Below are 24,994 nucleotides of genomic sequence, written 5' to 3' on the forward strand. Positions count from 1 at the left end.
TAAAGTTTCGATGTCATTCCCGCGCAAGCGGGAATCCAGGGTAAAGCGAGATAAATCAAGCTTTTAGAAAGCTTAAAAGTAGCGGATTCCCGCTTGCGCGGGAATGACATCGAGTAGATTTTTCGAGCCATGCAAAAACACCACCTTTGCAGGAATGACATCGATCTTTAAGTTGACAACAAATATGGTATAACTCTATCATTCATGAAAAAAATAAATAACAATGCTAATGCCGCATTTTCCGGTGCCGACCTGGAAAAATAACATTAAATATGATCTTGAAAATATAGCAAGACTTTTAAGAGCCTTAGGTAACTCTCATTTAAGGCTTCCTCCCGTCATACATATAGCAGGTACAAACGGTAAAGGTTCAAGTAGTGCTATGCTTAAAAGCATCTTTACGCTTGCCGGTTATAAGGTACATTGCTATACATCTCCTCATTTATTAGAATGTAATGAACGAATCGTAGTAGCAGGTGAGAAAATCTCGGATAATGAATTATGGCAGGTTTGTGAGCAGGTGAGGGTAGCAAGCGAAAAATTTAATATTGAACCTAGCTTCTTTGAAGGTACTACGGCAGCAGCGTTTCTAGCATTTGAGAAAACAAAAGCCGATATATTAATTTTAGAGACGGGACTAGGCGGTCGGTTAGACGCAACAAATATAGTAGAACAACCGTTAATTACTTTAATTACACCTATTTCATATGATCATATGCATATGCTGGGTAATACATTACCCCTAATAGCAGTTGAGAAAGCTGGTATTATGAAGTCTTGCGTTCCTTGCGTTATAAGTATGCAAGTTTTGGAAGTTTATGAAACATTATTTGCCAAGGCTGAAGAGTTAGAAGTACCGAGTTTCTGTTATGAATATGATTTCGGTATTAAAAAGACGGACAACGGATTTATTTATTCATCACGAAATTTTACCTATGAGTTTCCGACTCCTTCGCTACTTGGTGATCATCAATTAATAAATGCTGCAAGCGTTATTGCCTTAATAAGCCTTATTAACAAACAATTTAATATTAATAATGAGGTTATTGCTAAAGGATTACAAAATACTATTTGGCCTGCTAGAATCGAAAAAATAGAACCGAAAAAATATTCTAAATTAATAGGTGATAATGTTCAAATTTGGATAGACGTAGCTCACAATAATAGCGGAGCTCAAGTTTTGGCAAATTGGATGCGTGATAATTTAAAATCATCGATATATTTAATACTCGGTATGACTAAAAATAGGAATATTGAGGAATTTTGCTCTTACTTTAAGGATTTGACAATTAAAGGTTACGGCGTTAAAGTTTTATCCGAACCGCTAAGCCATAGTGCAGAAACAATAAATTTGGAAGGCAGAAAGAGTGGTATTGATTTTAGCGAAAGCGACTCACTCGAAGAAGCGATTAGTGATATAAAGAAGATAAACGGCGATAATAAAGCAAATATTATAATAACCGGATCGCTTTATTTAGCTTCCGATTTTTATAAGTTACTATGATGTCATGCCTGCGTGGATACTAAATCGTCATTGCAAGCAACTGCAAGGAGCGTGGCAATCTCATAAAGTAGGACTCCTGAGATTGCTTCGTCAAAATTTTCAATTTTTCCTCGCAATGACGTATTGATTCTCGCTATAAATATATAAAAACCAACATAGGAGAAAATAACATGACCTATTGCAACAAATCTAATCAAACCTCATATCCTTTTATCTTACCTGATTTACCTTATGAGAAAGAAAGTTTTAAACCACATTTTACTCTCGAGACTTTTGATTATCATCATGGTAAGCATCATAATACTTATGTACAAAATCTAAACAATTTACTCAAAGATAAAGAAGAATTACAAAAAAAAGATTTAGAAGAAATAATAGAATGGTCATCACAAAACTCAAATGCGGCTATTTTTAATAACGCAGCCCAAATATGGAATCATACCTTTTTTTGGCATTCAATAAAGCCGCAGGGCGGAGGTAAGCCAAGCGGTAAAATATTAGAACAAATTAATAAAGATTTCGGTAGTTTTGAAGAGTTTTGCGAACAGTTTAAGCAAGAGGCAGTAGGGCAATTCGGTAGCGGCTGGGCATGGCTTGTATATCACGATAATAGGTTACAAATTATAAAAACCGCTAATGCCGGTACACCTATAGCACACGGTATGAAGCCGCTTCTTGCATGTGATGTATGGGAACATGCTTATTATATTGATTATCGTAACAAACGACCTGATTATGTTGACATATTTATTAAGCATATGATCAACTGGAAGTTTGTAGAAGATAACTTAATAAAATAAAACTATGGCTGATATAAAGGTAAGAAAACATCCTATTATTAATAATCTGAAGCAAGAGTCACAAACTCCTGTAGTTAATGAGCAATCTGATATATTAGAGGAGTTAAAAGACCTAAAAAAATTCAACAATCTTCTAGCAATCAAACAAAAACATTGCAGGAGTTAGAGCAAGCACAGAAAACTCCTATCGAATATATAGCTTTTAGTGGAGGAGGAGCTAAGGGAGCAATATATTCCGGAGCTTATGAGACAGCAAAAAAAGCTGGTATTTTAGATAATGTCAAGGCGGTAGCAGGTTCTTCCGCTGGTGCTATAACTGCCACAGTGGTAGCTCTTGGGACACCCGCCTGAGCGATTTGAAGAAATTTCTAAAAATACAAATCTGCAAACTTTACTTGGAAAAAAAGGATTTTCTGCGGATATAATACAGTTAAATAAAGACGGTAAACCTTTATATGCTCTATTAGAACTTGTTATTAAAGAATAATACAGGAAATTTTTTACAGAGATCAGATATAGTAAATGTTAAAGATGATAAAGCTCTTGATGAATTAAGAGAAAGATACAACCAAAAAGACGGTAAACTATATTTTAAGGATATAGCGTTACTGCGAAAATACAATCCAGTGCAGTATAAAGATTTAGTAATTATGGCAACTCAGCAAGAGACAAGTGAACTAACTATTTTCAATAGCTTTGATACGCCAAATGTTGAAATTACTTTAGCTTGCTGTGCTTCTGCTTCTATACCGCTTGTTTTTAAGCCGGTAGAAATTGACAGTAAAAAATATATAGACGGCAGATATAGAGATAATATACCGACAAAATATTTTAAAGGCAATGAACTGGAATTTGATACAAAAGCAATAACTGATAATATGGAGGAGATTACCTTAGCTAAAAAACAAGGTAGAACTCTAGCTATGGCTTTTGGTACGGGTATGGAAGCTGATGCAAATATTGCTATATATAGTGCAAAAAAATTTGAAAGCCCAAGTGATATCGTAAAGTTTTTAGCTGATATATTATTTAAGACACTTGCAAAAGTAGGAGGAAAATTTAAATATACTGAAAACTCTAAGAACAACTAATGAACAATTACGTGAAAATGCTTTAAACACTGCTGTTTTAGATACTGCCGGAATAGATACTTTGGATTTCAAAGATGCACAAAAATATTCTAATTATTTGCAGATTAAAGGATATTGTCAAACTAGAGAACATTTGAATAATCATGACCTTGGCAAAGAAGCAGATAAAATATTTGACCATCAAAAATTTCTACTAAATGTTTATGAAGTTTATGATAATAAAAATCTACATAAAACATTTGGCACTAAATTGTTAGAAATGTTTATTCAGTCAAAAGAAAATAATACTTCTAAATGGCAAGAAGGAGTTATTGAAAATCATGATGATAAAGCAAAGATGTTATTATCATTTTGTAAAACCGGAGCATTAAACGAAAAAGAATTAAATGAAAAGCTTAAAGAATATGTAATTATTGCTGCAACTAGTCGTAATAATACACTAAAAGCCGATACAAACTCATTGAACGCTTTATTGTATACCTTAAAATGATACTGCTGCTTCAAGTAAAATAAAAGATAGTTTCATTGAGGTACTTGGAATAGATAAAAATAAAGATGTAAGATTTGATAAAACTAAAACCTTTGATGAAAATATTGCTAAGTTTTAATTTACTAAACAAGATTTAGAAAGCTTTATAACTAAGAGTAAAAGCGAAGCACCAAAAATTCAAAGCAAACATAGTGTAGCTACAAGTCATGTCAGTAGGGAGCGAGTTAGGTGTTTTTATGTCATTCCTGCGAAAGCGGGAATGACATCGAGCGGGTTTTTCAAGCCATGCAACAAAGCTCGCCTTTCCTCGCAATGACGGCTACTAAAAAAAATGAATATCGGTAAATTTAAACTAATTGTTTTTGACAAGCTAGACAGTACAAACTCTGAGGCTATGAAAATGGCTCAGAATGCTAAAGTTGATTCAAACTATGCAGTACTTGCCAAATCTCAAACTAATGGACGTGGTAGAAGCGGCAAAAACTGGCAGTCTAGGTCAGGTAACTTACATGTAAGTTTACTAATAAAGCCTGATAAAGAGCTAAAATTATTGCCGCAATTATCTTTTGTTACGGCACTTAGCGTTTATGATAGTATAACCTCTTTATGTCACTCCCATAGTGCTCTATGTCATTCCCGCTTTCGCGGGAATGACATAAGGAACGAAAATAACATTATACAACTAAGATGGCCCAATGATGTATTAATTAACAGTCGGAAAATTGCCGGTATACTTCTTGAATCTGTTAAAGTAGAAAATAATTATTACCTTATTATCGGTATCGGCATTAATATTACCTATCACCCTGATAATATCGACCAGCCTACTACTAGCTTAATAAGCGAAAATCTACCACCTATAGAACCGCAAGCTTTACTTGAGATATTAATAGAAAATTTTGAAGAATATTATCAAATTTGGCATAATAACGGTTTTCCTTTTATTAGAAAAAAATGGTTAGAACATGCTTATAAGTTATATGAAAATATTAGCGTTAAATATCAAAATGATATAGTAACCGGTCTTTTTAAAGATATCGATAATACCGGCAGAATAATATTGCAACTACCGTCCAAAAAAATAATCTCTTTTTCCACTGCCGAACTTTTTTTTAGCAAAAATATTACTAAATTTAAATTGTAGATTTAATTTTTGTTAACTTCTACTTAAGCTCCAATTTAACAAGGTAATAAATATATGCCTCAAGAGAATAACAACCCAAGTTATCTGTCTCAAGCGTTTTTAACAAATGCATATGAGCAATTAAACGAATTTAAAAAACTTTCTTCTAATAACATTCGTACATTAATGCAAGATTTTATAAAATTGAAAAAGCTTTTAAATGTACACTATTTACAGGTAATAATAACGCATGTGAAGGTTTAGTAGAATTATATGACGAAGTAATAAAAAATGCCTAATTATGAACTTCAAAATATAAATATAACACAATTTAGAGATATTATGGTCTTAGTCGGAAGAGAACTTAAGCATGAACAATGTATAAATACCTCCTTATTGTCAGTAAATATTAATGAAAAATTTCTCAAACCAAGTGTTGTTACTCACGTAAAAACTATTGAAATATGTCAACAGCAAAATAGTGAAGATCCTTTCGCAATTAACGAGTCAGAAATATTTAATCAAAAATGCAAGGTTAAGCAGTACGGAATTTGAGCAATTTAATAGCTTTTTTAAAGCAAGATGTGGAAGTAATTTTGCTTTGAGATTTAGGAATTATGCAGATTATAGAGGAATTAACGAAGTTATTGCTAAAGGGGACGGTAATTTAAATAAATTTCAGCTAAGGAAGATATATGGCGATCCTATTGCTCCTTACGAACGAGTTATCACTAAACCGGTTAATAATAGTGTCATTCTATACATTAATAATGTAAGAACTATGTGCATTGTAGATTACAACGATGGTATAGTGACCTTACCAAGTCCCTTAGGTCAAGATGTAATTTTAACTACTGATTTTACTTTTGACGTAGCAGTTAGATTGAGTATAGATAGTTTTGAATATTCTTATTGTAATGACGGTTCTATAGCGTTATACAACATAGAGTTAGTGGAGGTGATTATATGAGTATTGCGATTGAAGAGGTAATTACAAAGCTTACGAATTTTGTTTATTGTTTTCAAATTAAGCGAGCTAGCGGTGAGGAATTAAACTTAACAAATAGCGATCATGCTATAAAAAGTGAAGAGAGAGTTTTTTTACCGAATTCCAGTTTAGATTTAAAAGAAGCAGAATTTAACGATTCCGCACAAAACCATATAATCATTGAAGGTATTTTTGAGGAAAACGGCTATTATAACGGCGGTCAAATTATATTCAGCAAAATCGTTTTAACATTAAAGTTCTAAGCAATTTCGGTGATTTGATTATATTAGAGGATATTATACCGGATTATGTTAAAGATGCCGAGGAAGTAAAAATTACTGCCAGATGTGATAAAAATTTTATAACCTGTTGCAATAAATTTAATAATGCTATAAATTTTAGGGGCGAACCGCTAATACCAAAAACAGATTTTATAAATTTAGTATAATCAATGAAACAAAGTGTTATAAAACTAGTATATGCAGAGCTACAGAATATAATAAATATGAAAAGCTCCAAACAACAGCAAAAAAAAGAAACGCAATTAATTGATTATTTTAAAATAGTTGAAAGTAATATATTATATACATTTCAAAAAATAAAACAGGGATATGAAAGAGACTAAACGTTTTTTTAACAAAAATAATAGATTAAATAAAGGTTATGCTAAGACTTTTAGTGTAAACGAACCTGATAATAATTTTTACCGTAAAAAATTTGAACATATATTACCGCCAATTGATTTAATCAGTGAGTATGAGAGTATTTATCCCGGTACTTTACAGGAATTAATGCATATGGCACAACAAGAGCAAACTCATAGGCATGCTATAGACCTAAAAAACTTGAAAATACAGGCAAGAGTCGCTAAATTAACACGAATCTGTTTATTAATATTTGGAATTTGCCTTGTAGTTTCAATTTTTTTTAAAACTTTCTAAATAAAATTAAAGATAAAATATTTTATTTACTTGTAATTTTAAATAAAATAAGTTAAATGCAATATATATTTATTTATAAACATAATACGGAGACATTTTATTTCTAAAAATAATTTTCCTAAGGCTAATAGAGAAATCAGAGCTAGAGAAGTGCGTTTAGTAGGCGAAAACGGCGAAATGCACGGCGTCGTAAATATTAGAGAAGCATTAGATATGGCGGAAAGAGCCGATCTTGACTTAGTCGAGATATCACCGAATGCTGTACCCCCTGTCTGTAAAATTCTAGATTTTGGTAAGTTTAAGTACGAAAGCAAAAAACGTTTGCATGAAGCACGCAAAAAACAAAAAATCGTCGTACTTAAAGAAATGAAATTTAAACCTAATATTAGTATAGGTGATTTTGAAACTAAGTTAAGAAAAATAAAAGAATTTTTAAAAGACGGAGATAAAGTAAAAATTTCTTTATGGTTTAAGGGACGAGAGATTCTTCATAAAGAGGTCGGTCAAGAACTATTTAAACGTATAGAAGTAGGGCTCGAAGGACTCGTTAAAATCGATCAGCATGCTAAAATGGAAGGTAAACAGATGATAATGATCGTTAGCCCTGATATTAAGGTGCAATAGCTACTCAAATCGTCATTGCGCGCGAACGTAGAGAGTGTGGCAATCTCAGGAATTTTACTGTTTCATGAGGTTGCCGCGTCGAGGCTTGGCCTCTCCTCGCAATGACGTGTAATAACAACAATAAAAAGTCAAATCTAAATAAGTTATGCCGATTAAAATTTTAATGCCTGCTTTATCTCCAACTATGACGGAAGGAAATCTAGCTAGGTGGTTAAAAAAAGAAGGGGACAAAGTTAATCCTGGAGAAGTAATTGCTGAAATTGAAACCGATAAAGCAACGATGGAAGTAGAAGCAGTAGACGAAGGTATACTTGCCAAAATAGTTATCCCACAAAATAGTCAAAATGTACCTGTTAACTCTTTAATTGCCGTGTTAAGTGAAGAGGGAGAAGAAAAAACAGACATTGATGCGTTTATTGCAAAAAATAATAGTGTATCACCGTCACCGAAAACAGATGCTAATCTTCCGAAACCCCACGAGAATATAGCTAATGTAGAAGAACAGGTAACAGTTATAAAACATGATGCTAGTAAAATATTCGCCTCACCGCTTGCAAAAAGACTTGCAAAAATGAGAAATATTAGATTTGAGAGCGTGAAAGGTAGCGGTCCGCACGGTAGAATAGTCAAACAAGATATCTTATCATATACTCCTAGCACTGCTCATAATAAAATAGTTAGCAGAAATCCTGAAGAATATCGTTTAGTACCAAATAATAATATCCGCAAGATTATAGCCAAGCGTCTGCTTGAATCTAAACAAACAGTTCCACATTTTTATTTATCTATAGAATGTAATGTCGATAAATTGTTAGATATAAGAGAAGACATTAATAAATCTTTTTCTGAAGATAAATCAACAAGGATATCGATTAATGATTTTATTATTTTAGCAGTAGCCAAAGCTTTACAAGAAGTGCCAAATGCCAATGCTAGCTGGGGAGAAGATGCAATTAGATATTACAATAATGTCGATATTTCAGTAGCGGTAGCGATTGAGGACGGGCTTGTTACACCAATAGTTAAAAATGCCAATCAAAAAAACATTCTAGAACTATCTCGTGAAATGAAAGCATTAATAAAGAAAGCAAAAGATAATAAATTAACCCCTGAAGAATTTCAGGGCGGAGGGTTTACCATTTCTAACCTCGGTATGTACGGTATTAAGAATTTCAATGCTATAATTAACCCACCACAAAGTTGTATAATGGGCGTCGGAGCTAGTGCAAAACGTGCTATAGTCAAGAATGATCAAATAACTATAGCAACAATTATGGACGTAACTCTTTCTGCCGATCACCGAGTAGTAGACGGAGCAGTCGGTGCTGAGTTCTTGGCAGCATTTAAAAAGTTTATAGAGAGTCCCGTTTTGATGTTGATATAAGTCGTCATTACGAGCAGCCATAGGCTGCGTGACAATCTCGTCAAATATCCTGAGATTGCTTCATCGCAGCTTTCAGTTGCTTCTCGCAATAACGTTGAAATCTCACCCATAAACAAATCACAATAAAATAACATGCGTTTTTCAGATAATTTAGCAAAAATTTTAGACAAATACGAAAATTTAGGCAACAAACTATCTTCCGGCATTATGGGAGACGAGTTTGTTAAGGCATCTAAAGAATATGCAGAACTTGAAGATGTTGTAGCAAAAATTAAAGAATATAATAAGGCTAAATCTGAGCTTGAAGAAGCAAATAATTTTAAGCTAGAAGTGGGACTTGATAATGCCACTTTAGAAATGATTGAAGACGAAATATACACTCTTGAAAATGCGTTACCAAAACTTGAAAGAGCCGTAAAAATTGCTTTATTACCAAAAGATGATGCGGATAGTAAAAGTGCTATTATTGAAGTTAGAGCAGGAAGCGGCGGAGAAGAAGCGGCACTTTTTGCTGCCGTACTTTTTAATATGTATCAAAGATATGCTGAGTTAAAAGGATGGCGTTTTGAGATATTAGCAATTTCCGATACGGGAATAGGCGGTTATAAAGAAGCATCGGCGTCAATAAAAGGCAAAGATGTATTCTCTAAGCTCAAATTTGAGTCAGGCGTTCATAGAGTACAGAGAGTACCGGAAACGGAATCACAAGGACGTATTCATACTTCGGCAGCAACGGTTGCAGTACTTCCTGAGGCTGAAGAGGTTGATATTAAAATTGAAGATAAAGACTTAAGAATCGATACTTATAGAGCTTCAGGGGCTGGTGGACAGCACGTTAATACTACTGATTCTGCCGTACGTATAACTCATATCCCTACCGGTATTACCGTAGCCTTGCAAGATGAGAAGTCACAGCATAAAAATAAAGCAAAGGCGTTAAAAATTCTACGTGCTAGAATTTATGAAGAAGAACGACGTAAAAAGGAACAAGAAAGAGCCGATAGCAGAAGAGGGCAGGTAGGTTCGGGAGATCGTTCGGAGCGGATACGTACTTATAATTTCCCACAGGGAAGAGTATCCGACCATAGAATAAACTTAACACTTTATAAGATAGACGAAGTAGTTAAAAACGGAAAATTAGATGAGTTTGTTGAAGCTTTAATTGCAGATGATGAAGCTAAAAAACTTTTGGAGATATAAGTGTATATCGTCATTGTGAGTAGGCATTGTTGCGTGGATCAATTTCACCTCTGTGTTCACCCCGTGGTCAAGCCACGGGGTGAACACAGAGGTGAAATTGATCCACGCAACAATGCCTACTCACAATGACGATATACAGCAAAAATACAGCCTAATAAACAAATGAAACCACAAGCATCTATAAACGGTAAAATCTGGCAGCAGAAACTGATTAACGAAGATATAGTCACCGAGTTATGTCGTAGTTTCAAAATTAGTGATTTACTTGCTAGGATAGTATCATTAAGAGTAAATAATCTAGAGGAAGTAGAAAATTTCTTGAGACCGAAAATCAAAAATTTATTACCTGATCCTTTTCATCTACTTGATATGGAAAAGGCTGTAGACAGAACTGTTACAGCTATTTTAAATAACCAAAAAATATGTATCTTTGCCGATTATGATGTAGACGGTGCTACTTCAGCCGCTTTACTTAAAAATATTTTTAGAGATTTAAATATACTATGTGATATTTATGTTCCTGATCGTATAGCTGAAGGATACGGTCCAACTCCTTTTGCTATGCAAAAAATTAAAGATAACGGTACAGAATTATTAATTACGGTTGATTGCGGTGCTATGGCACATGAAGCCCTAAAATACGCAAAAGACGTTAACCTTGATGTTATAGTAATCGATCATCATATAGCTACGGAAATATTACCGGATGCAGTAGCTATAGTAAATCCAAATCGTATTGATGAAAAAAGCGAATATAAACATTTGGCAGCCGTAGGAGTTGCTTTCTTATTTGCAACTGCAATATTATCGAATTTAAAGAAGCAAAATTATTTCACGCAAACAATGCTTCAGCCTAATCTAATGCAGTATCTAGATTTAGTGGCTCTTGGTACTGTTTGCGATATGATGAAATTAACAGGCTTAAATCGTGCATTTGTTGCAAGCGGATTGAAAGTAATGCAACAAAGGCAAAATATAGGGATTAAAACATTATATGATATGGCAGGACTTCATGAAATACCAAAATGTTATCATTTAGGGTTTATTCTAGGTCCGCGTATCAATGCAGGCGGTAGAGTAGGAAAGTCAAGTTTAGGGGCTCATCTCCTATCTACTAGTTGTTCTAATGAAGCAAATAAATTAGCTAAAGAACTTGAAAAACACAATAATGAGCGTAAAGTAATTGAGTTATTAATGATAGAAGAAGCGATGGAAATTGCTTTGACACAACAAGATAGTAGTTTATTATTTATCGTAAAAGAAGGATGGCATCCAGGCGTTATAGGAATCGTTGCCGGCAAATTAAAAGAAAAATTTGATAAGCCGGTGGCAGTTATAGCTTTAAATGACGGGATTGGTAAAGCTTCATGCCGTTCTATTTTAGGTATTGATTTTGGTGCTGAAATTATCAATGCTAAAAGTAAAGATTTGCTAATAGCAGGCGGAGGTCATGCTATGGCGGCAGGTTTTACCGTAACGGCTGAAAAATTACAAGAATTGCAGAATTTTTTTAATAATGCTTTTAGAATTAGTATAACTAAACTAGAAAATTATAAGCATGCGGAATATGATATTGATTTAACGGTTAATAGTGTGAATTTCCCTTTAATGGAGGAATTAAACACTTTAGAGCCTTTCGGTCAAGGAAATCATGAGCCTATATTTAAATTTGATGATTTATTTGTATTAAAAGCGGATATCGTTGGAAGTAAGCATATTAAATGTATGCTTGTTCCAAATAAGCGAGGCTTTGGTAATAAAGCCTTATCTGCTATTGCTTTTAATTCGGTAGGAACTGCATTTGAAGATGTTTTATTAAGCCCTAAAGCAAAAAATATTGCCGCAATAGGAACGTTAAAAACTAATAATTGGCAAGATAATTATACTATTCAATTAATTATAAAAGATATACTTCTAAAAGAGTAGATAGACTAAGTATATATAATAACAACTTAAAAAATAATAATTTATGAGAAATTTAAAGAAAACAAAAAATACTACAATTTCTAAAGACTTAGCAGAAGTACAAGAGCATTATCAAGATTATCCTTATCCTTTCAGAGACCCAAATCAAGAAAAAGAATATTTACTTGCAACATGCGGTGAGTTCTTAGGAGAATTAAACCATTTTCTATATCAAGGAAAAGAAAATTTTAATAATAATTTTAGATGCTTAATAGCAGGCGGCGGCACCGGTGATTCGACTATTTATCTTGCCGAGCAGTTAAAAGATAAAAATGCCGAAATAATATATCTAGATTTCAGCAAGCCTAGCATGGAAGTAGCACAAAAACGTGCAGAAGTACGAGGTCTTAAAAATATTAAATGGATTAATGATTCAATATTAAATATACCTAATCTAAAACTTGGAAAATTCGATTATATAAATTGTACCGGCGTGCTTCATCATTTAGCAAATCCTGATGAAGGTTTAAAAAATCTAAAAGATTCTTTAAAGCCGACCGGCGGTATGGGTTTAATGGTATATGCTAAATACGGACGTACCGGTGTTTATCAAATTCAGGATTTAATGAAAATGATAAATAAAGATACTAAAAGCCGTATCGAAGAAGTAATGAACGGGAAGCTAATTCTAGATAATTTGCCTGCTACTAACTGGTATAAAAGAGGTTGGGAGTTATTTTCAGATTACCAAAATTTCGGTGACGTCGGAGTTTATGATATGTTCCTGAACAAACAGGATAGAGCCTATTCCGTTCCTGAGTTATATGAATTCGTAGAAAAAGCAAGCTTAAATTTTGTTGATTATCTTGATCCTTTAGAGAAAATTTTATTAAGACCGGAAAATTATATAAAAGATTTTTCACTTCTACAAAAAGTTAAAAAGATGGATAAAGTAACTAGAGAAGCAATTTCCGAAATACTTACCGGTAATATTACTAAACATTCATTTTACGTATCAAATCAAAAAGATAGTGTAGCCTCTCTTGATGACCTTGATAATATACCGTACTTCCATAATATTGCCAATTTTGCTAAACAAATTTATGAGCATTTGGAATCTAATCCTTCAGCAGTAAATAATTCTATTAATTTTACTATTAATAATGGGATATTAAATAATGTTAATATCTCAATGTCGATATTTAGAAGCACTAAATATATTTTTAAATATATGGTAGAAGCGAAAAGTTTAAGAGAAATATTTGATGCGGTACGCAACGAATTAAACCAAGAAATAAGCAATGAGGCCTTATTAAATGAAGTTAAAAACGTATGCATGCCATTACTTAATACAAATGTGTTATTGTTAAAATCAAAGGATTGCTAGAATTACGTGGATTGATTCATCCGTCATTGCGAGAAGAGGTTACCAGGGTCGTCATGAGCTACGCAGCCGTAAGCTGTGCAGCAATCTCATGCAATAATAATAAACTCCCAAGATTGCTTCGTAATTTTCTCGCAATGACCATTTACCGATTACCTGCTCGCAATGACGATTTGGGTTGACAATGTGCTATTAACGTTGTTAGTATGCTTTTACATACATAGCCAGCTCTTATAAGCTAACAAGATAAATAATTCTTTAAACCGCAAGAATAAATAAAACTTTCTAAAAATCTAATTTGATTCCTAACTTAAATAAGTATATTACTTACCTTTAAACTTGATTGCTAACTCAACTTTTCAATTATAATCTATTAATAATAAAATAATGAACACAACTAATAAAGAATCCACAGCAGAACTTAACAATACCGAATCCAATAACAATTATAATAATTTTGCAGAGAACGGTAATATTATTAATTTAAAACAATTAAAACGTAAATTACCGGAGGAACTACAAGCTCAAGCAGAAGAATTAAAAATTGAAAATATTAATTCATTACTTAAACAAGAATTAGTTTTTGCAATTTTGAAAAAATCCGTAGAGCAGGGAGTTTTAATAGTGGGAGAGGGGGTACTTGAAGTACTACCTGACGGATTTGGTTTTTTACGTTCGCCGGAAGTAAACTACTTAGCAGGCCCTGATGATATTTATATTTCTCCTAGTCAGATTCGTCGCTTTGGTCTGCGTACCGGTGATACTGTAGAAGGTCAGATCAGAGCTCCAAAAGCCGGAGAACGTTATTTTGCTTTACTGAAAGTCAATAGAGTAAATTTTGAAGACCCTTCTAAAGCTTATCATCGTGTTCATTTTGATAATTTAACCCCCTTATATCCTGATGAAAAATTAGGATTAGAACTTGAAAATAATAGTAAAGATAGTAAGGATTTTAGTACACGGGTTATTGAACTTGTTGCCCCTATGGGTAAAGGACAACGTGCATTAATAGTAGCACCGCCTCGTACAGGTAAAACCGTATTATTACAAAATATAGCACATGCAATTACAACCAATAATCCGGAAGTATTTTTAATAGTACTGTTAATAGACGAAAGACCTGAAGAAGTAACCGATATGCAACGTTCCGTGCGTGGGGAGGTTGTTAGCTCTACTTTCGATGAACCGGCAAGTAGGCACGTGCAGCTTGCAGAAATGGTTATCAAAAAAGCAAAGCGTTTAGTAGAACATAAAAAAGATGTGGTAATTTTAGTAGATGCGATAACACGTTTAGCTCGTGCTTATAATACCGTAGTGCCGTCATCAGGTAAAGTATTAACGGGCGGTGTTGATGCTAATGCTCTTCAGAGACCTAAAAGATTTTTCGGAGCAGCAAGAAATATTGAAAACGGCGGTTCGCTTACTATAATCGGTACGGCTTTAATTGAAACCGGTTCTCGTATGGATGAGGTAATTTTTGAGGAGTTTAAAGGTACAGGTAATTCCGAAATAGTTCTAGATCGTAAGATTGCCGATAAGCGTATTTATCCGGCTATTGATATAACTAGATCAGGAACTAGAAAAGAAGATTTATTAGTAGATAAAATAATATTAAATAAAATGTGGGTTCTTCGTCGTATTATCGATCCAATGGGTAGCAGTGAAGCAATAGAATTTTTACTCAAAAAACTTGAAAATACTAAAACTAACGGTGAGTTTTTTGAGATGATGAAGAGTCCTGAACGTCCTAAGAACGGTCTATAGTCAATTAATACCTATATTGTGCTTCATTGTGCGTCGGCCTCACCTTATTATATTATAGGCTTCGCTCCTCACACCTGTCACAGTATAGGTCTGCATTTAGTATTCTAAAAAAGTATATAAGATCATGAGTATAACACCTGATTATTTAATTGAAAGAAGACAAATAAAATCTCGTTTGTTAATTTGGAAGCTAGCAGCTATTATTTTAATTGCGATCGTATTCTTACTAGTCGGTAAAGATTTTGCTCCAAAAGAGGTGTTACCTATTAATAGTAATGAAGACTATATAGCTTCCGTATTAATAGACGAAATAATTCTTGAAGACGAAAAGCGTGACAAAAAACTCAAAAAAATAATCGATGATTCTCATATTAAAGCGTTAATAGTTAACGTAAATTCTCCCGGCGGTACGGTAGTCGGCGCTGAAAAAATTTATAATATTCTGCGTAAAATATCCGCAAAAAAGCCGGTAGTGATAGTTATGGGAACAATGGCTGCAAGCGGCGGTTATTTAATCTCTCTTGGAGGTGATTATATTATCAGCCATAACGGAACTATTACGGGTTCAATCGGTGTAATACTACAAACAGCCGAGGTAACGGAGCTTGCTCAAAAATTGGGGATTAAGTTTAATAATTTCAAATCGGGTGAATTAAAAGCTGTCCCAAATCCTACCGAAAAACTGACGGAAGCAGTGCGGGTAGCCATTATGGACAATATAGAAGATACTTATAATTTCTTCCTTGAACTTGTTTCAGAGAGGCGTAATCTTCCTATAGAAGAAGTAAAAAAGCTCGCAGACGGACGAGTATATTCAGGTCGTCAGGCTTTAAAGTTAAAGCTTGTGGATGCTATAGGCTCGGAAGATACTGCATTAAAATGGTTACAGGAAGTTCAGAAAATTAATGTTAATCTACTAGTTAAAGATTATCAATTAAAACCAAAACCAAAATTAATGGACATAATACTTGAAGATTTTGATAGTATAGCACCTAGTTTTTTTAAAAATAGTTTTAACGGAATCAAAGCGATTTTTTAATAATGATTACTAAGAATTATTTAATAGATAAAATACATGATAAGCTGAATTATCTTTCTAAAGAAGATGTTAAAGATTCAGTAGATTTAATTTTAGATTATTTAAACGAATCTCTTAAAAAACAAAAGCGTATCGAAATCAGAAATTTCGGTAATTTCTCTATCCGCAAACGCAAATTTCCTGAAAGCGAAAAATTCTATAATACGGTTTATTACAGAATGCCTAAAAATTTATTTAAGGAATAAATTTCCATGGCTCTTCATAGTGAAGATTTAGAACTCTTCAAAAAAATATTATCGATAGATGGGAAGCTGATTATTCAAGCACTTAATATAGACTCTTTTATATATCACGATATTATAGGGAATGGGAACTATGATTCTTTTTTTGAAGCATTATATTAATTACTTAAATGATAGTACACCAACAATCATGCCTTTAGTATCTGAATAAGAAAGAATATTATCCTATTGTTGAAGAATTATGTAATGAATCTTTAAAGGAAAAAACATCATCAATAATGATATATTGAGAAAAAGAATCTGATAATCACCCTCTACCTAGATGGGAATATGAAGCAACTTTAGAATATTATTTAAAAACTAGAAAAAATTATGATAAGCTTAAACCTAAACCCGAAATAGAAAGAAGCAAAGATGAACCTCATTTAAATTATGCAGAATTAGATTTAAAATATTATGAAGAATCTTTAGACTATTACTGAAAGGTTATAGGGTAGGGTAATAAAATTTTCCTCTCACTTGACATTATAATAATAGGCAGCTATCTTAAGTGTAAAATTAAAACAGGGTATTTATGATAAGGTATTTAATAATTTTATTTGCTTCTATAGCTTTAATTGGCTGTACCGGTCCAAAAACTACGAAACCCAAAGAAGTAGTAGAGCTTGACGGTGATCCAAGCTATGCAATTATGCAAACAATCGATAGTACTAACAGAAATATCGCTAGCACTACTTCATCTCTTCCGAGTACTCCGGCTAGATAGAAATGCTTGCTATTATTTCTTCTGCTAAAACTCTAAATTTCGAGAAGTTAGCTCCCAAGACGGAGCTGACGATTCCAATGTTCCTTACGTTAACTAATAAACTACTTTCTACACTTCAAAGCTATTCTGAGAATCAATTATCGAAAATAATGAATATAAGTGCAAAACTTGCACATATAAATAAAGAAAGATTTAAGGATTTTGATAATCAAGAGAGTAAAGCGGCTATTTTTGCTTATGCAGGAGATGTTTTTAATAATATACATATAGAAAAATTAACTAATCATGCATTAAATTTCTTGCAATCACATTTGCTTATTATATCAGGATTTTACGGAGTCTTAAAACCGCTAGATACTATTAAGCCGTATAGATTAGAAATGGCAACAAAATTAAATGAAATAAATTTAACAAACTTTTGGCAAGATGAAGTCACTAATTATATTAATAAAATTCTTGCTAAACAGGAAAATAAATATTTACTCAACCTAGCATCACAAGAATATTCATCTGTAATAAACCCAAATAAACTTAAATATCAATTAGTTAACGTTCATTTTAAAGAAAATAGGAACGGTAAATTATCAACAATCGGTATAAATGCTAAAAAAGCTCGAGGGGCGATGGTCAAGGTTATTGCTAACAACCTAATTGACTCACCTGAGCTACTTAAGAATTTCTCATATTTAGGTTATGCATTTAGTACTAAACACTCATCCGATAACGAATTGGTGTTTATTAAGAGTTAAAATAGTAGGGGTGAAATACCAATAGAAATGCTTCAAGTTATTAACTTTAATTAAAAAATTAGTATTTTCTTTACAAAATAGCGGGTTTACTTTATAATACATGCCTATTTATTAATAAGTATTTATTATGATAAAAAATCCTAAATCTTCAGCAGTCTCAAAATTTAATCCTATAGCATTGTCATACAATAAAATAATAGAGTTTAAATCACAAAAGGCTTTAATTGTAGCGGGGGAATGAATAGAACCATTAAAAAATGTAAAAAGTTCTATAGATGCTAGTGCAGAAATAGCAACAACTCTTTTAAACTCTTTAGATAGCAAAACAACAAAAAATTGGGTATTCCACAAGTAACAAGCCTAAAACTTAATACACTAAAAACTTTATTTGATAATTATGAATATAAAAATATTCAAGAACATAAAGTACTGAAAGAAGCCTTAAGCAAATATCATGTTGCATTAAAAGCGAATAAAGAAATTAGCATTTTTATAAGCCCCAAAACTTATAGTACTCCTATTGTAAATAAAGAACCCAAAACTATTAATTTTATAAATATTTTTCTTCAACTTCAAGGGATGATCACTGCTATACATTGCAGTATAATGAATAACCATGTGGAAGTAGCAGAAAAATTATTTATAGATATATTGTCAAAAGCAAATATAGATTTAAATTTAATATATTCCCAATACGAATTTCAAATTCATAAAGCTTATACCAATACTTTATTTGAGTTAGTCAATCAGTTTATATCATGGAGTATGGAGATAAAATTATTAAAGATTTAACGCCTCATATAAGGCATTATTACAATATTACATATACGCTCTCTACCATATTAATTAATAATAATCACTTAGATGAAGCTAAAAAATTGCTTACGGCAGCACTTAGCAATATCACTATAGATGATCAAGTAAATGCCAAAGATATATAGGTTGGTGTCAGTATAACTTAGGGGGTTGTTTATTATAAAACTGGTCAGTTAGAACTTGCTATAAAATATTATAATAGTGCAATAGATAGGTTACCTGAAGAGGAAGAAATCATATATAATTTATGGACTATCTATGGTTATCACTCTGATTCAAAAAATATAGAAAATTTACTAAATAAGATGCCTGAAGGTAGCCTTAAAGCTTTACTAAAATTAGGTCGAGACTTAAATAATATCACCAATGAAAAATTAGAGACAATGAATTCTAAAAATTTATTACCTTACCACGTTCAAAGTTTTGGGCTTTATAAATATACTGCTAAATATAATACTCTTTCAGATGAGAGATGAGAGAAAAATTGCACAAAAAATACGTTTAGCAAAGGATTTAAATACAATAATTTAAAAAACTGATGTCAATAATACTGATGAGTTACTTGTACTTTCGGTTGCCATTTATACAAAACAATTGGATATAGCACGTAATATATTAAATAACATTCCTAACAACGATATTGCTATTTATAAAAGTTTAAATTTATCTACTTTAGCAGCTTTTCCTGATCCAAATTCTATAATTTATAATGCACAAATACATTAAAAAAAGAAGAAATAACAGAAGTCCTTAATGCTGCCAGCATCTCGCTAATGGCAGAAGATACAAAAGAATTTGTTTCTAAAAATTCTCAAAACGTTTTACAAAATGTAGAGAAAGTTTTAGAAGATGCCCCTCAAAATAAAGAAACTTTAGAAATTGGAATAAATGCTGCTTTACTTAATAATGACATAAATAAAGCTAAGGAATATGCAAACCAATTAAGTAAGGAAAAACAAGAAGAAATTTTTACAAATGATTTTGGAGAGGTTAATGACGCAGAGGATTTAGATCAATTATTTAAGCAATATGATGCAAAAAAATTCATCAGTATTATCAGCTTAAAAAAAAACAACAGCTTCATATATTAAGTCATAAAATTACTCATTATATCACTTCATGGAATATTCCAGAGAAAGGGTATATTAAAAATACTGAAGCTACTTAATATAGGTAAATATAAAGGTCAAAATTGTTATAGTATTATTGATGAAAAAATAAAGAAAGCTGTTGATTCTTTACTGCCACGGTTTGAGAAAGCTATGGAGAAAGGAATAATACATCATCCATATGGAATAAATGGAGTTAAATTTTTGAAGGAGAATGCTGTTGCAATAAAAATTAACGCCGGTAAGTATATTAACGGATAAAATTTATGAAAACACAAGAAGAAGCTGAAGTATTTATTAACGGTCACCATTTGGAGATTTGCCCTACCGAAGGTTTATAAATTTTATCCTATCTAATTGATATTCTCTAACCTTCTTTGAACACTGAAAAGCCTCTACTTTATGCTGCGTTCGCCGTTTGATACCTTTGTAGCAATACCGAAAAATGGAGAATGGTGAGTGATAGTGGGCTCGAACCACCGACCTTTACGATGTCAACGTAATGCTCTAACCAACTGAGCTAATCACCCTGATAATTTTTTTAATCTTTATGTAGTTTTGGCTTTATTGAATTATGGACCTTATAATATTTACAATTAAGATAAGTGTCAATTGATTAGTTCAAGTTATATGTTAAAAAGATTATATTGATAAAAAATAGTTATATTGCATACATTTAAAAAAACAGAAAAAACTCCTAAAACAGCTATTTCAATAACTAAAACTTAAGATTAAAGGAAGGTTTTAATGAAAAACTTTGATGAATTTAAAAAAGAGTTATTATCAAACCCCGAAGTAAAAAAAGCTTATGAAGAACGAAAAATGAAATTTGAGATAGCAAGCACTTTAATAAAGGTTCGTCTTGCATCTAATATGACTCAGGCGGATGTTGCTAAAAAAATGTCTAATTCTCAAGCGCAAATAGCAAGAATGGAAAGCGGACATCATATTCCTAATTTCTTAAGCCTTCAAAAATACGCTAAAGCTGTAAATCAAAAAATTAATTTGTTGATTACCCCATCATAGGGTGTACTACTAAATCTATATGTAGTTTTTAACCCTTGTTTTTTTAAAAAATTCATTAATGTACTAGATTTCAAGCTTTATTTCCATTATTTATAATATTTTATTATTTAGTCTATAATTTTATGGTGGATTTAAAAACTAAAGCCTTTGATATTTCTCAAAATTTCACTATTTCTCTTGACGGTCCTGCTGCTTCAGGTAAAGGGACTATCGGTTTAATACTGGCCAAGAAATTTTCTCTTAAATATTTTCAGTCAAGTATTGTTTATAGGCAGCTTGCGTTTGACTGTATTAGTCAAAAAATAGATGTCACTGATATAGATGCGGTAATTGCTTTATCTAAAGAATTAAAACTCGACAATAATTTTGACTTAGAGAATGAGAATATAGGAAATATAGCATCGCAAATTGCCGTAATAAGTGAAATTAGAAATAATCTAAACAAATACCTGATTAATCTAGTAAAAACAACACCTAGAATGATTATGGAGGGTAGGGATATAGGCACCGTTGTTGCACCTGACGCCGATTTAAAGATTTTTATAACCGCAAATCCTCAAATTAGGGCTGAAAGACGATATAAGCAGTTGCAAGCAAAAGGAAAAACATGTATACTCGATGAGATTTTACGGCAAATAATTTTGCGAGATAAAAGAGATAAAGAGCGAAAAGCTGCACCGTTATTACCGGCTTCAGATGCTTTAATTATCGATACTTCAAAGCTTTCGGCTATGGAAGTCGTAGAAGAAGTAACAAATTATATAAAGAATAAAATAACTTGAAAAAGTGCTAGGTTATTTTATTCGATTTTATGGCGTTATTGCATGGCTAGTATGTCATTCCCGCGTAGGCGGGAATTCAGTAACTAAAAGGTAAAAACACACTGAATTTTTAATATTAAAAGCTCAATTTCGCTTTTTCTGGATTCCCGCCTACGCGGGAATGACATAGAACGCTTTTTTTAGCCATGCAAGAGCATCCAATTTTATTAACCTTTCAAAAAAATTTTATTAGCCTAGGCACTTTAGCTAATACTACGAGAAGAATATGTCAATAAAACTAAAACAACGATTTGTTCCACAACTTGCAGCAATGAATCACGAATTTGCGGAAGATTTCTCTAAAATGCTTGAAACCGTTGATACAAGTCATATAAAAGAAAAAACGGTAGTTAAAGGTCAAGTAATCGAAATAAAAAACGATATAATTATTGTTGACGTTGGATTAAAAAATGAAGGTAGAATACCTAAGTCTGAATTTTTAGCTTTACCTGAAGTTGGGGACGTAGTTGAAGTTTTCATCGAGAAAATTGAAGGACGTAACGGCAGAACAATATTGAGCCGTGAAAAAGCAGTTAAAGAAGAATTATGGGGACAACTAGAAATCATGTGTTCCAAGGGCGAATTTGTCGACGGTACGATTTTCGGTCGTGTAAAAGGAGGCTTTACCGTGGATTTATCCGGTGTAGTAGCATTCTTACCGGGAAGCCAAGTTGACGTTAGACCTATTAAAGATCCTACTTCTATAATGAATATCAAGCAACCGTTTAAAATTTTAAGTATGGATAAAAAGCTTGGTAATATAGTAGTTTCAAGAAGAGCTATTTTAGAAGAATCACGTTCCGAAGCTAGAGATGAGATGCTATCTAAAATTAAAGAAGGCATGGTATTAGAAGGAACCGTAAAAAATATTACTGATTACGGTGCGTTTATCGATCTTGGAAGTGTTGACGGTTTATTACATTTAACCGATATTTCTTGGGGAAGAGTTAACCATCCTTCAGAAGTGTTAGACTTTAACCAAAAGGTTAAAGTAATGGTTATTAAGTTTGATGAAAAAACCAAAAGAATATCACTCGGTATAAAACAACTTGATTCTAACCCATGGGAAGCAATTAAAGAAGAATTCCCCGTCGGTAAACAAATGACCGGTAAAGTTACAAATTTTGCTGATTACGGCGTATTTATAGAATTAAAAGACGGGCTTGAGGGACTTGTTCATTCAAGCGAAATTAGTTGGTTAAAATCTAATCAAAATCCTAGAAAAACGCTAACTATAGGGCAAGAAGTAGAATTCGTAGTTTTAGAGGTCGATACTGAAAAGCATCGTGTTTCTTTAAGTATTAAACAATGCCAAGAAAATCCTTTAACAAAGTTCGCTGAAAATAATCCTGTCGGTACTATAATTAAAGCACCGATTAGAAATATTACGGATTTCGGTATTTTTGTTGCACTCGGTAATAATATGGACGGCATGATTCATGAAGGTGATATTAGCTGGGAAGATAAAGGAACGGATCTATTAAAATCATACAACAAAGGTGACGAAATAGAATGCAAAGTTCTAGCCATTAATATTGAAAAAGAACAAGTTAGTTTAGGTATAAAACAATTGTCGCCGAATCCATATCAAGAAATCAGTGATGAATATAAAAAAGGCACCATAGTTAAAGCCCTTATAACAGAAGTTAAAGATGAGGGACTCGAAGTATTATTAAACGATAAAGTAGCAGGTTTTATTAAAAGAACTGAACTATCGGATGAAAAAGACGAGCAGAAGCCTGAAATGTTTCAAATAGACAAAGAAATAGAAGCAAAAGTTGTTTCTATCGAGAAATCAACCGGTAGAATTTTATTATCGGTAAAAGCTCATAAAATAGCAGAACGTCAAAAAGCTCTCAAAGAATATGGCTCTAGTGATAATACTACCAATATGGGAGATATACTTGCTAATGCTTTAGAAGATAAGAAGTAATAATCTATTATAAGTCATTGCGAGGAGAAACTGTAAGTTTCAACGAAGCAATCTCAGGAGTTCTATGCTACTTCATGAGATTGCCACGTCGGTTTATTAAAATAACCTCCTCGTAATGACGAAACACTATTTAATTAATCAATTTCAGGAGAAAATATTAATGTCGTATGTACCGATAGTAATTGAACCAACATCACGCGGTGAACGTGCTTATGATATATATTCAAGATTGCTAAAAGAACGTATAATCTTTGTATGTAGTACTGTTGAAGATCATATGGCAAACTTAATTGTTGCACAATTATTGTTTCTTGAAGCAGAAAATCCTAAAAAAGATATATATATGTATATCAATTCCCCCGGAGGAGTTGTAACCGCAGGTCTTGCAATTTATGACACAATGCAATATATAAAACCTAAAGTGGCTACATTATGCATAGGTCAAGCTTGTTCTATGGGTTCACTTTTACTGTGCGGGGGCGAGAAGGGGATGCGTTATAGTTTACCTCACAGTCGTATTATGATCCATCAACCATCAGGAGGTTATAAAGGGCAAGCTACCGATATAGAAATCCACGCTCAAGAAACCCTAAAAATCAAAAGGTTACTTAACGAATTGTATAGTAAACATACTGAACAAGAGTTAAAACATATCGAAAAAAGTATGGAACGTGATAATTTCATGTCACCGGAAGAAGCAAAAAAATTTGGATTAGTAGATAATATAATGTCTTCCAGAGATGCTATGGCATTGTTAGCAAAATAAAGATTAAATTTTATAGATTTAGTTTTATTATTATAGTATAAGAGAATTATAGTCAAGTCAGTGGGATTTGCACACCAGAAGCGAGGAGTTAAAACTAACTAATAGGAGAACGACGAATGACGATGCAGGCGGGTCCAAATCAATTGACTATATTGGGGTCATAGCTCAGTTGGTAGAGTGTTTGAATGGCATTCAAAAGGTCGGGGGTTCGACTCCCCCTGGCTCCACCATGTCTTATTGCTATTTCAATTTATAAATACTTCACACAGTAAACATATCATAAACTAAGGACTTTTTGCTTTTCAAAAAAAGTTAGATAATATTCAAATCTTATCATAATTCCTTTTTAGATTAGTTTTAACTTACTTAGTGAATTAATAAGAGGCTATAAAATGCATAAAGTAATTACACAATTATCAGAAATTAAATTAATTGGTATTACAACAGGTCGGAGAATATAAAGCTCAAAGCGGGGCATTTTAAAGGTAATACAAGTTATTTAATGATAAGCAATATATTAACATAAGCT

General features: G+C 32.5%; 30 protein-coding genes, 2 tRNA genes and 1 pseudogene. 31 read left to right on the plus strand and 2 right to left on the minus strand.

The window, feature by feature from the left end; translation table 11 throughout:
- The first annotated feature begins 223 nt into the window (after positions 1-223).
- The 21 genes and pseudogenes from RSL_RS03515 (at position 224) to RSL_RS03620 (ending at position 17,994) form a co-directional block, all read left to right on the plus strand.
- A complete protein-coding gene (locus tag RSL_RS03515) occupies positions 224-1,504 on the plus strand; it encodes a folylpolyglutamate synthase/dihydrofolate synthase family protein (protein ID WP_014273511.1) in 1,281 nt (426 codons plus the stop codon).
- A gap of 170 nt (positions 1,505-1,674) precedes the next feature.
- Entirely contained in the window at positions 1,675-2,304 is a 630-nt protein-coding gene (locus RSL_RS03525; RefSeq protein WP_012736349.1) for a superoxide dismutase, read from the plus strand.
- Positions 2,305-2,308: 4 nt separating this feature from the next.
- Positions 2,309-4,102, plus strand: a pseudogene (locus RSL_RS09970) (patatin-like phospholipase family protein); the annotation flags it as partial.
- 114 nt (positions 4,103-4,216) lie between these two features.
- Entirely contained in the window at positions 4,217-5,029 is an 813-nt protein-coding gene (locus tag RSL_RS03545; protein ID WP_014273512.1) for a biotin--[acetyl-CoA-carboxylase] ligase, read from the plus strand.
- Positions 5,030-5,083: 54 nt separating this feature from the next.
- Positions 5,084-5,272 (plus strand): hypothetical protein, encoded by a 189-nt coding sequence (locus RSL_RS09975; RefSeq protein WP_014410734.1) that lies wholly within the window; start codon positions 5,084-5,086, stop codon positions 5,270-5,272.
- A 217-nt stretch (positions 5,273-5,489) separates the two neighbouring features.
- Positions 5,490-5,978 (plus strand): phage distal tail protein, Rcc01695 family, encoded by a 489-nt coding sequence (locus RSL_RS03560; RefSeq protein WP_041472086.1) that lies wholly within the window; start codon positions 5,490-5,492, stop codon positions 5,976-5,978.
- On the plus strand, positions 5,975-6,259 hold the full coding sequence (locus RSL_RS03565) for a baseplate hub domain-containing protein (RefSeq protein WP_014273513.1): 285 nt from the start codon (positions 5,975-5,977) through the stop codon (positions 6,257-6,259). Before RSL_RS03560 ends, RSL_RS03565 begins: the two co-directional genes overlap by 4 nt.
- Positions 6,260-6,273: 14 nt before the next feature.
- Complete coding sequence (locus RSL_RS07785) at positions 6,274-6,444, plus strand: phage BR0599 family protein (protein ID WP_014273514.1); 171 nt, start codon at positions 6,274-6,276, stop codon at positions 6,442-6,444.
- 3 nt (positions 6,445-6,447) lie between these two features.
- Entirely contained in the window at positions 6,448-6,621 is a 174-nt protein-coding gene (locus RSL_RS09320; protein WP_014273515.1) for a hypothetical protein, read from the plus strand.
- Positions 6,608-6,937: a DUF2335 domain-containing protein gene (locus RSL_RS03570; protein WP_014273516.1), complete on the plus strand. Its 330-nt coding sequence runs from the start codon at positions 6,608-6,610 to the stop codon at positions 6,935-6,937. The genes RSL_RS09320 and RSL_RS03570 overlap by 14 nt, the downstream gene beginning before the upstream one ends.
- A 150-nt stretch (positions 6,938-7,087) precedes the next feature.
- Positions 7,088-7,561, plus strand: a complete 474-nt coding sequence (gene infC, locus RSL_RS03575; protein ID WP_014273517.1) for a translation initiation factor IF-3 — start codon at positions 7,088-7,090, stop codon at positions 7,559-7,561.
- A gap of 145 nt (positions 7,562-7,706) precedes the next feature.
- A complete protein-coding gene (locus RSL_RS03580; protein ID WP_014419827.1) occupies positions 7,707-8,945 on the plus strand; it encodes a pyruvate dehydrogenase complex dihydrolipoamide acetyltransferase in 1,239 nt (412 codons plus the stop codon).
- Positions 8,946-9,077: 132 nt separating this feature from the next.
- Complete coding sequence (gene prfA, locus RSL_RS03585; protein WP_014273519.1) at positions 9,078-10,145, plus strand: peptide chain release factor 1; 1,068 nt, start codon at positions 9,078-9,080, stop codon at positions 10,143-10,145.
- 162 nt (positions 10,146-10,307) lie between these two features.
- Positions 10,308-12,071: a single-stranded-DNA-specific exonuclease RecJ gene (gene recJ / locus RSL_RS03590; RefSeq protein WP_014273520.1), complete on the plus strand. Its 1,764-nt coding sequence runs from the start codon at positions 10,308-10,310 to the stop codon at positions 12,069-12,071.
- Positions 12,072-12,114: 43 nt separating this feature from the next.
- The gene (locus RSL_RS03595; RefSeq protein WP_014273521.1) at positions 12,115-13,437 is read left to right on the plus strand and encodes a class I SAM-dependent methyltransferase; all 1,323 of its coding nucleotides are present in this window, start codon (positions 12,115-12,117) and stop codon (positions 13,435-13,437) included.
- 384 nt (positions 13,438-13,821) lie between these two features.
- Entirely contained in the window at positions 13,822-15,198 is a 1,377-nt protein-coding gene (rho, locus tag RSL_RS03600; protein WP_004998383.1) for a transcription termination factor Rho, read from the plus strand.
- Between the two features lie 124 nt (positions 15,199-15,322).
- Entirely contained in the window at positions 15,323-16,237 is a 915-nt protein-coding gene (sppA, locus tag RSL_RS03605) for a signal peptide peptidase SppA (protein WP_010977375.1), read from the plus strand.
- A 2-nt stretch (positions 16,238-16,239) separates the two neighbouring features.
- Positions 16,240-16,482, plus strand: a complete 243-nt coding sequence (locus tag RSL_RS03610) for an HU family DNA-binding protein (RefSeq protein ID WP_004998379.1) — start codon at positions 16,240-16,242, stop codon at positions 16,480-16,482.
- Positions 16,483-16,488: 6 nt separating this feature from the next.
- Complete coding sequence (locus RSL_RS07790; RefSeq protein ID WP_014419828.1) at positions 16,489-16,641, plus strand: hypothetical protein; 153 nt, start codon at positions 16,489-16,491, stop codon at positions 16,639-16,641.
- Between the two features lie 412 nt (positions 16,642-17,053).
- Positions 17,054-17,245 carry a hypothetical protein gene (locus RSL_RS03615; protein WP_004998377.1) on the plus strand — a complete coding sequence of 64 codons (192 nt, stop codon included), beginning with the start codon at positions 17,054-17,056 and terminating at the stop codon, positions 17,243-17,245.
- A gap of 2 nt (positions 17,246-17,247) precedes the next feature.
- Positions 17,248-17,994, plus strand: coding sequence for a YaaA family protein (locus RSL_RS03620; protein ID WP_014273523.1), 747 nt, complete (start codon positions 17,248-17,250; stop codon positions 17,992-17,994).
- 111 nt (positions 17,995-18,105) lie between these two features.
- Here RSL_RS03620 and RSL_RS03625 read toward each other — a convergent pair whose 3' ends face one another.
- Positions 18,106-18,318: a hypothetical protein gene (locus RSL_RS03625; protein WP_016770243.1), complete on the minus strand. Its 213-nt coding sequence runs from the start codon at positions 18,316-18,318 to the stop codon at positions 18,106-18,108.
- 12 nt (positions 18,319-18,330) lie between these two features.
- Between RSL_RS03625 and RSL_RS03630 the strand changes: the two genes are divergently transcribed.
- The 5 genes from RSL_RS03630 (at position 18,331) to RSL_RS09535 (ending at position 19,901) form a co-directional block, all read left to right on the plus strand.
- A complete protein-coding gene (locus RSL_RS03630; RefSeq protein WP_041472087.1) occupies positions 18,331-18,786 on the plus strand; it encodes a hypothetical protein in 456 nt (151 codons plus the stop codon).
- Positions 18,753-18,935, plus strand: coding sequence for a hypothetical protein (locus RSL_RS03635; protein WP_016926331.1), 183 nt, complete (start codon positions 18,753-18,755; stop codon positions 18,933-18,935). Before RSL_RS03630 ends, RSL_RS03635 begins: the two co-directional genes overlap by 34 nt.
- 180 nt (positions 18,936-19,115) lie before the next feature.
- Positions 19,116-19,286 carry a hypothetical protein gene (locus RSL_RS09325; protein ID WP_167316226.1) on the plus strand — a complete coding sequence of 57 codons (171 nt, stop codon included), beginning with the start codon at positions 19,116-19,118 and terminating at the stop codon, positions 19,284-19,286.
- A 118-nt stretch (positions 19,287-19,404) separates the two neighbouring features.
- The gene (locus RSL_RS10475; RefSeq protein WP_016830817.1) at positions 19,405-19,536 is read left to right on the plus strand and encodes a hypothetical protein; all 132 of its coding nucleotides are present in this window, start codon (positions 19,405-19,407) and stop codon (positions 19,534-19,536) included.
- A gap of 47 nt (positions 19,537-19,583) precedes the next feature.
- On the plus strand, positions 19,584-19,901 hold the full coding sequence (locus RSL_RS09535; RefSeq protein ID WP_041472088.1) for a hypothetical protein: 318 nt from the start codon (positions 19,584-19,586) through the stop codon (positions 19,899-19,901).
- Between the two features lie 471 nt (positions 19,902-20,372).
- Here RSL_RS09535 and RSL_RS03650 read toward each other — a convergent pair.
- A tRNA-Val gene (locus RSL_RS03650) sits at positions 20,373-20,449 on the minus strand.
- 217 nt (positions 20,450-20,666) lie between these two features.
- On the opposite strand from RSL_RS03650, the gene RSL_RS03655 reads away from it, so the two are divergent.
- From RSL_RS03655 to RSL_RS03675, 5 genes are all read left to right on the plus strand, one after another.
- Positions 20,667-20,945, plus strand: coding sequence for a helix-turn-helix transcriptional regulator (locus tag RSL_RS03655; RefSeq protein ID WP_014273525.1), 279 nt, complete (start codon positions 20,667-20,669; stop codon positions 20,943-20,945).
- Between the two features lie 122 nt (positions 20,946-21,067).
- A complete protein-coding gene (cmk, locus tag RSL_RS03660; protein ID WP_012719757.1) occupies positions 21,068-21,727 on the plus strand; it encodes a (d)CMP kinase in 660 nt (219 codons plus the stop codon).
- A gap of 265 nt (positions 21,728-21,992) precedes the next feature.
- Positions 21,993-23,699: a 30S ribosomal protein S1 gene (locus RSL_RS03665; protein WP_014273526.1), complete on the plus strand. Its 1,707-nt coding sequence runs from the start codon at positions 21,993-21,995 to the stop codon at positions 23,697-23,699.
- 160 nt (positions 23,700-23,859) lie between these two features.
- Positions 23,860-24,465 (plus strand): ATP-dependent Clp endopeptidase proteolytic subunit ClpP, encoded by a 606-nt coding sequence (gene clpP, locus RSL_RS03670; RefSeq protein ID WP_004998361.1) that lies wholly within the window; start codon positions 23,860-23,862, stop codon positions 24,463-24,465.
- 154 nt (positions 24,466-24,619) lie between these two features.
- Positions 24,620-24,695, plus strand: a tRNA-Ala gene (locus RSL_RS03675).
- The last annotated feature ends 299 nt before the right edge of the window (positions 24,696-24,994 follow it).

It is taken from the genome of Rickettsia slovaca 13-B (genome assembly GCF_000237845.1).
Lineage (GTDB): Bacteria > Pseudomonadota > Alphaproteobacteria > Rickettsiales > Rickettsiaceae > Rickettsia > Rickettsia rickettsii.

Bases quoted from the DNA above. Each gene is read 5' to 3' on its own strand.
- RSL_RS03515 (WP_014273511.1), top strand. From the start codon at position 224: ATGCTAATGCCGCATTTTCCGGTGCCGACCTGGAAAAATAACATTAAA.
- RSL_RS03525 (WP_012736349.1), top strand. From the start codon at position 1,675: ATGACCTATTGCAACAAATCTAATCAAACCTCATATCCTTTTATCTTA.
- RSL_RS03545 (WP_014273512.1), top strand. From the start codon at position 4,217: ATGAATATCGGTAAATTTAAACTAATTGTTTTTGACAAGCTAGACAGT.
- RSL_RS09975 (WP_014410734.1), top strand. From the start codon at position 5,084: ATGCCTCAAGAGAATAACAACCCAAGTTATCTGTCTCAAGCGTTTTTA.
- RSL_RS03565 (WP_014273513.1), top strand. From the start codon at position 5,975: ATGAGTATTGCGATTGAAGAGGTAATTACAAAGCTTACGAATTTTGTT.
- RSL_RS09320 (WP_014273515.1), top strand. From the start codon at position 6,448: ATGAAACAAAGTGTTATAAAACTAGTATATGCAGAGCTACAGAATATA.
- RSL_RS03570 (WP_014273516.1), top strand. From the start codon at position 6,608: ATGAAAGAGACTAAACGTTTTTTTAACAAAAATAATAGATTAAATAAA.
- RSL_RS03580 (WP_014419827.1), top strand. From the start codon at position 7,707: ATGCCGATTAAAATTTTAATGCCTGCTTTATCTCCAACTATGACGGAA.
- prfA (WP_014273519.1), top strand. From the start codon at position 9,078: ATGCGTTTTTCAGATAATTTAGCAAAAATTTTAGACAAATACGAAAAT.
- recJ (WP_014273520.1), top strand. From the start codon at position 10,308: ATGAAACCACAAGCATCTATAAACGGTAAAATCTGGCAGCAGAAACTG.
- RSL_RS03595 (WP_014273521.1), top strand. From the start codon at position 12,115: ATGAGAAATTTAAAGAAAACAAAAAATACTACAATTTCTAAAGACTTA.
- rho (WP_004998383.1), top strand. From the start codon at position 13,822: ATGAACACAACTAATAAAGAATCCACAGCAGAACTTAACAATACCGAA.
- sppA (WP_010977375.1), top strand. From the start codon at position 15,323: ATGAGTATAACACCTGATTATTTAATTGAAAGAAGACAAATAAAATCT.
- RSL_RS03610 (WP_004998379.1), top strand. From the start codon at position 16,240: ATGATTACTAAGAATTATTTAATAGATAAAATACATGATAAGCTGAAT.
- RSL_RS07790 (WP_014419828.1), top strand. From the start codon at position 16,489: ATGGCTCTTCATAGTGAAGATTTAGAACTCTTCAAAAAAATATTATCG.
- RSL_RS03615 (WP_004998377.1), top strand. From the start codon at position 17,054: ATGATAAGGTATTTAATAATTTTATTTGCTTCTATAGCTTTAATTGGC.
- RSL_RS03620 (WP_014273523.1), top strand. From the start codon at position 17,248: ATGCTTGCTATTATTTCTTCTGCTAAAACTCTAAATTTCGAGAAGTTA.
- RSL_RS03635 (WP_016926331.1), top strand. From the start codon at position 18,753: ATGGAGTATGGAGATAAAATTATTAAAGATTTAACGCCTCATATAAGG.
- RSL_RS09325 (WP_167316226.1), top strand. From the start codon at position 19,116: ATGCCTGAAGGTAGCCTTAAAGCTTTACTAAAATTAGGTCGAGACTTA.
- RSL_RS09535 (WP_041472088.1), top strand. From the start codon at position 19,584: ATGGCAGAAGATACAAAAGAATTTGTTTCTAAAAATTCTCAAAACGTT.
- RSL_RS03655 (WP_014273525.1), top strand. From the start codon at position 20,667: ATGAAAAACTTTGATGAATTTAAAAAAGAGTTATTATCAAACCCCGAA.
- cmk (WP_012719757.1), top strand. From the start codon at position 21,068: ATGGTGGATTTAAAAACTAAAGCCTTTGATATTTCTCAAAATTTCACT.
- RSL_RS03665 (WP_014273526.1), top strand. From the start codon at position 21,993: ATGTCAATAAAACTAAAACAACGATTTGTTCCACAACTTGCAGCAATG.
- clpP (WP_004998361.1), top strand. From the start codon at position 23,860: ATGTCGTATGTACCGATAGTAATTGAACCAACATCACGCGGTGAACGT.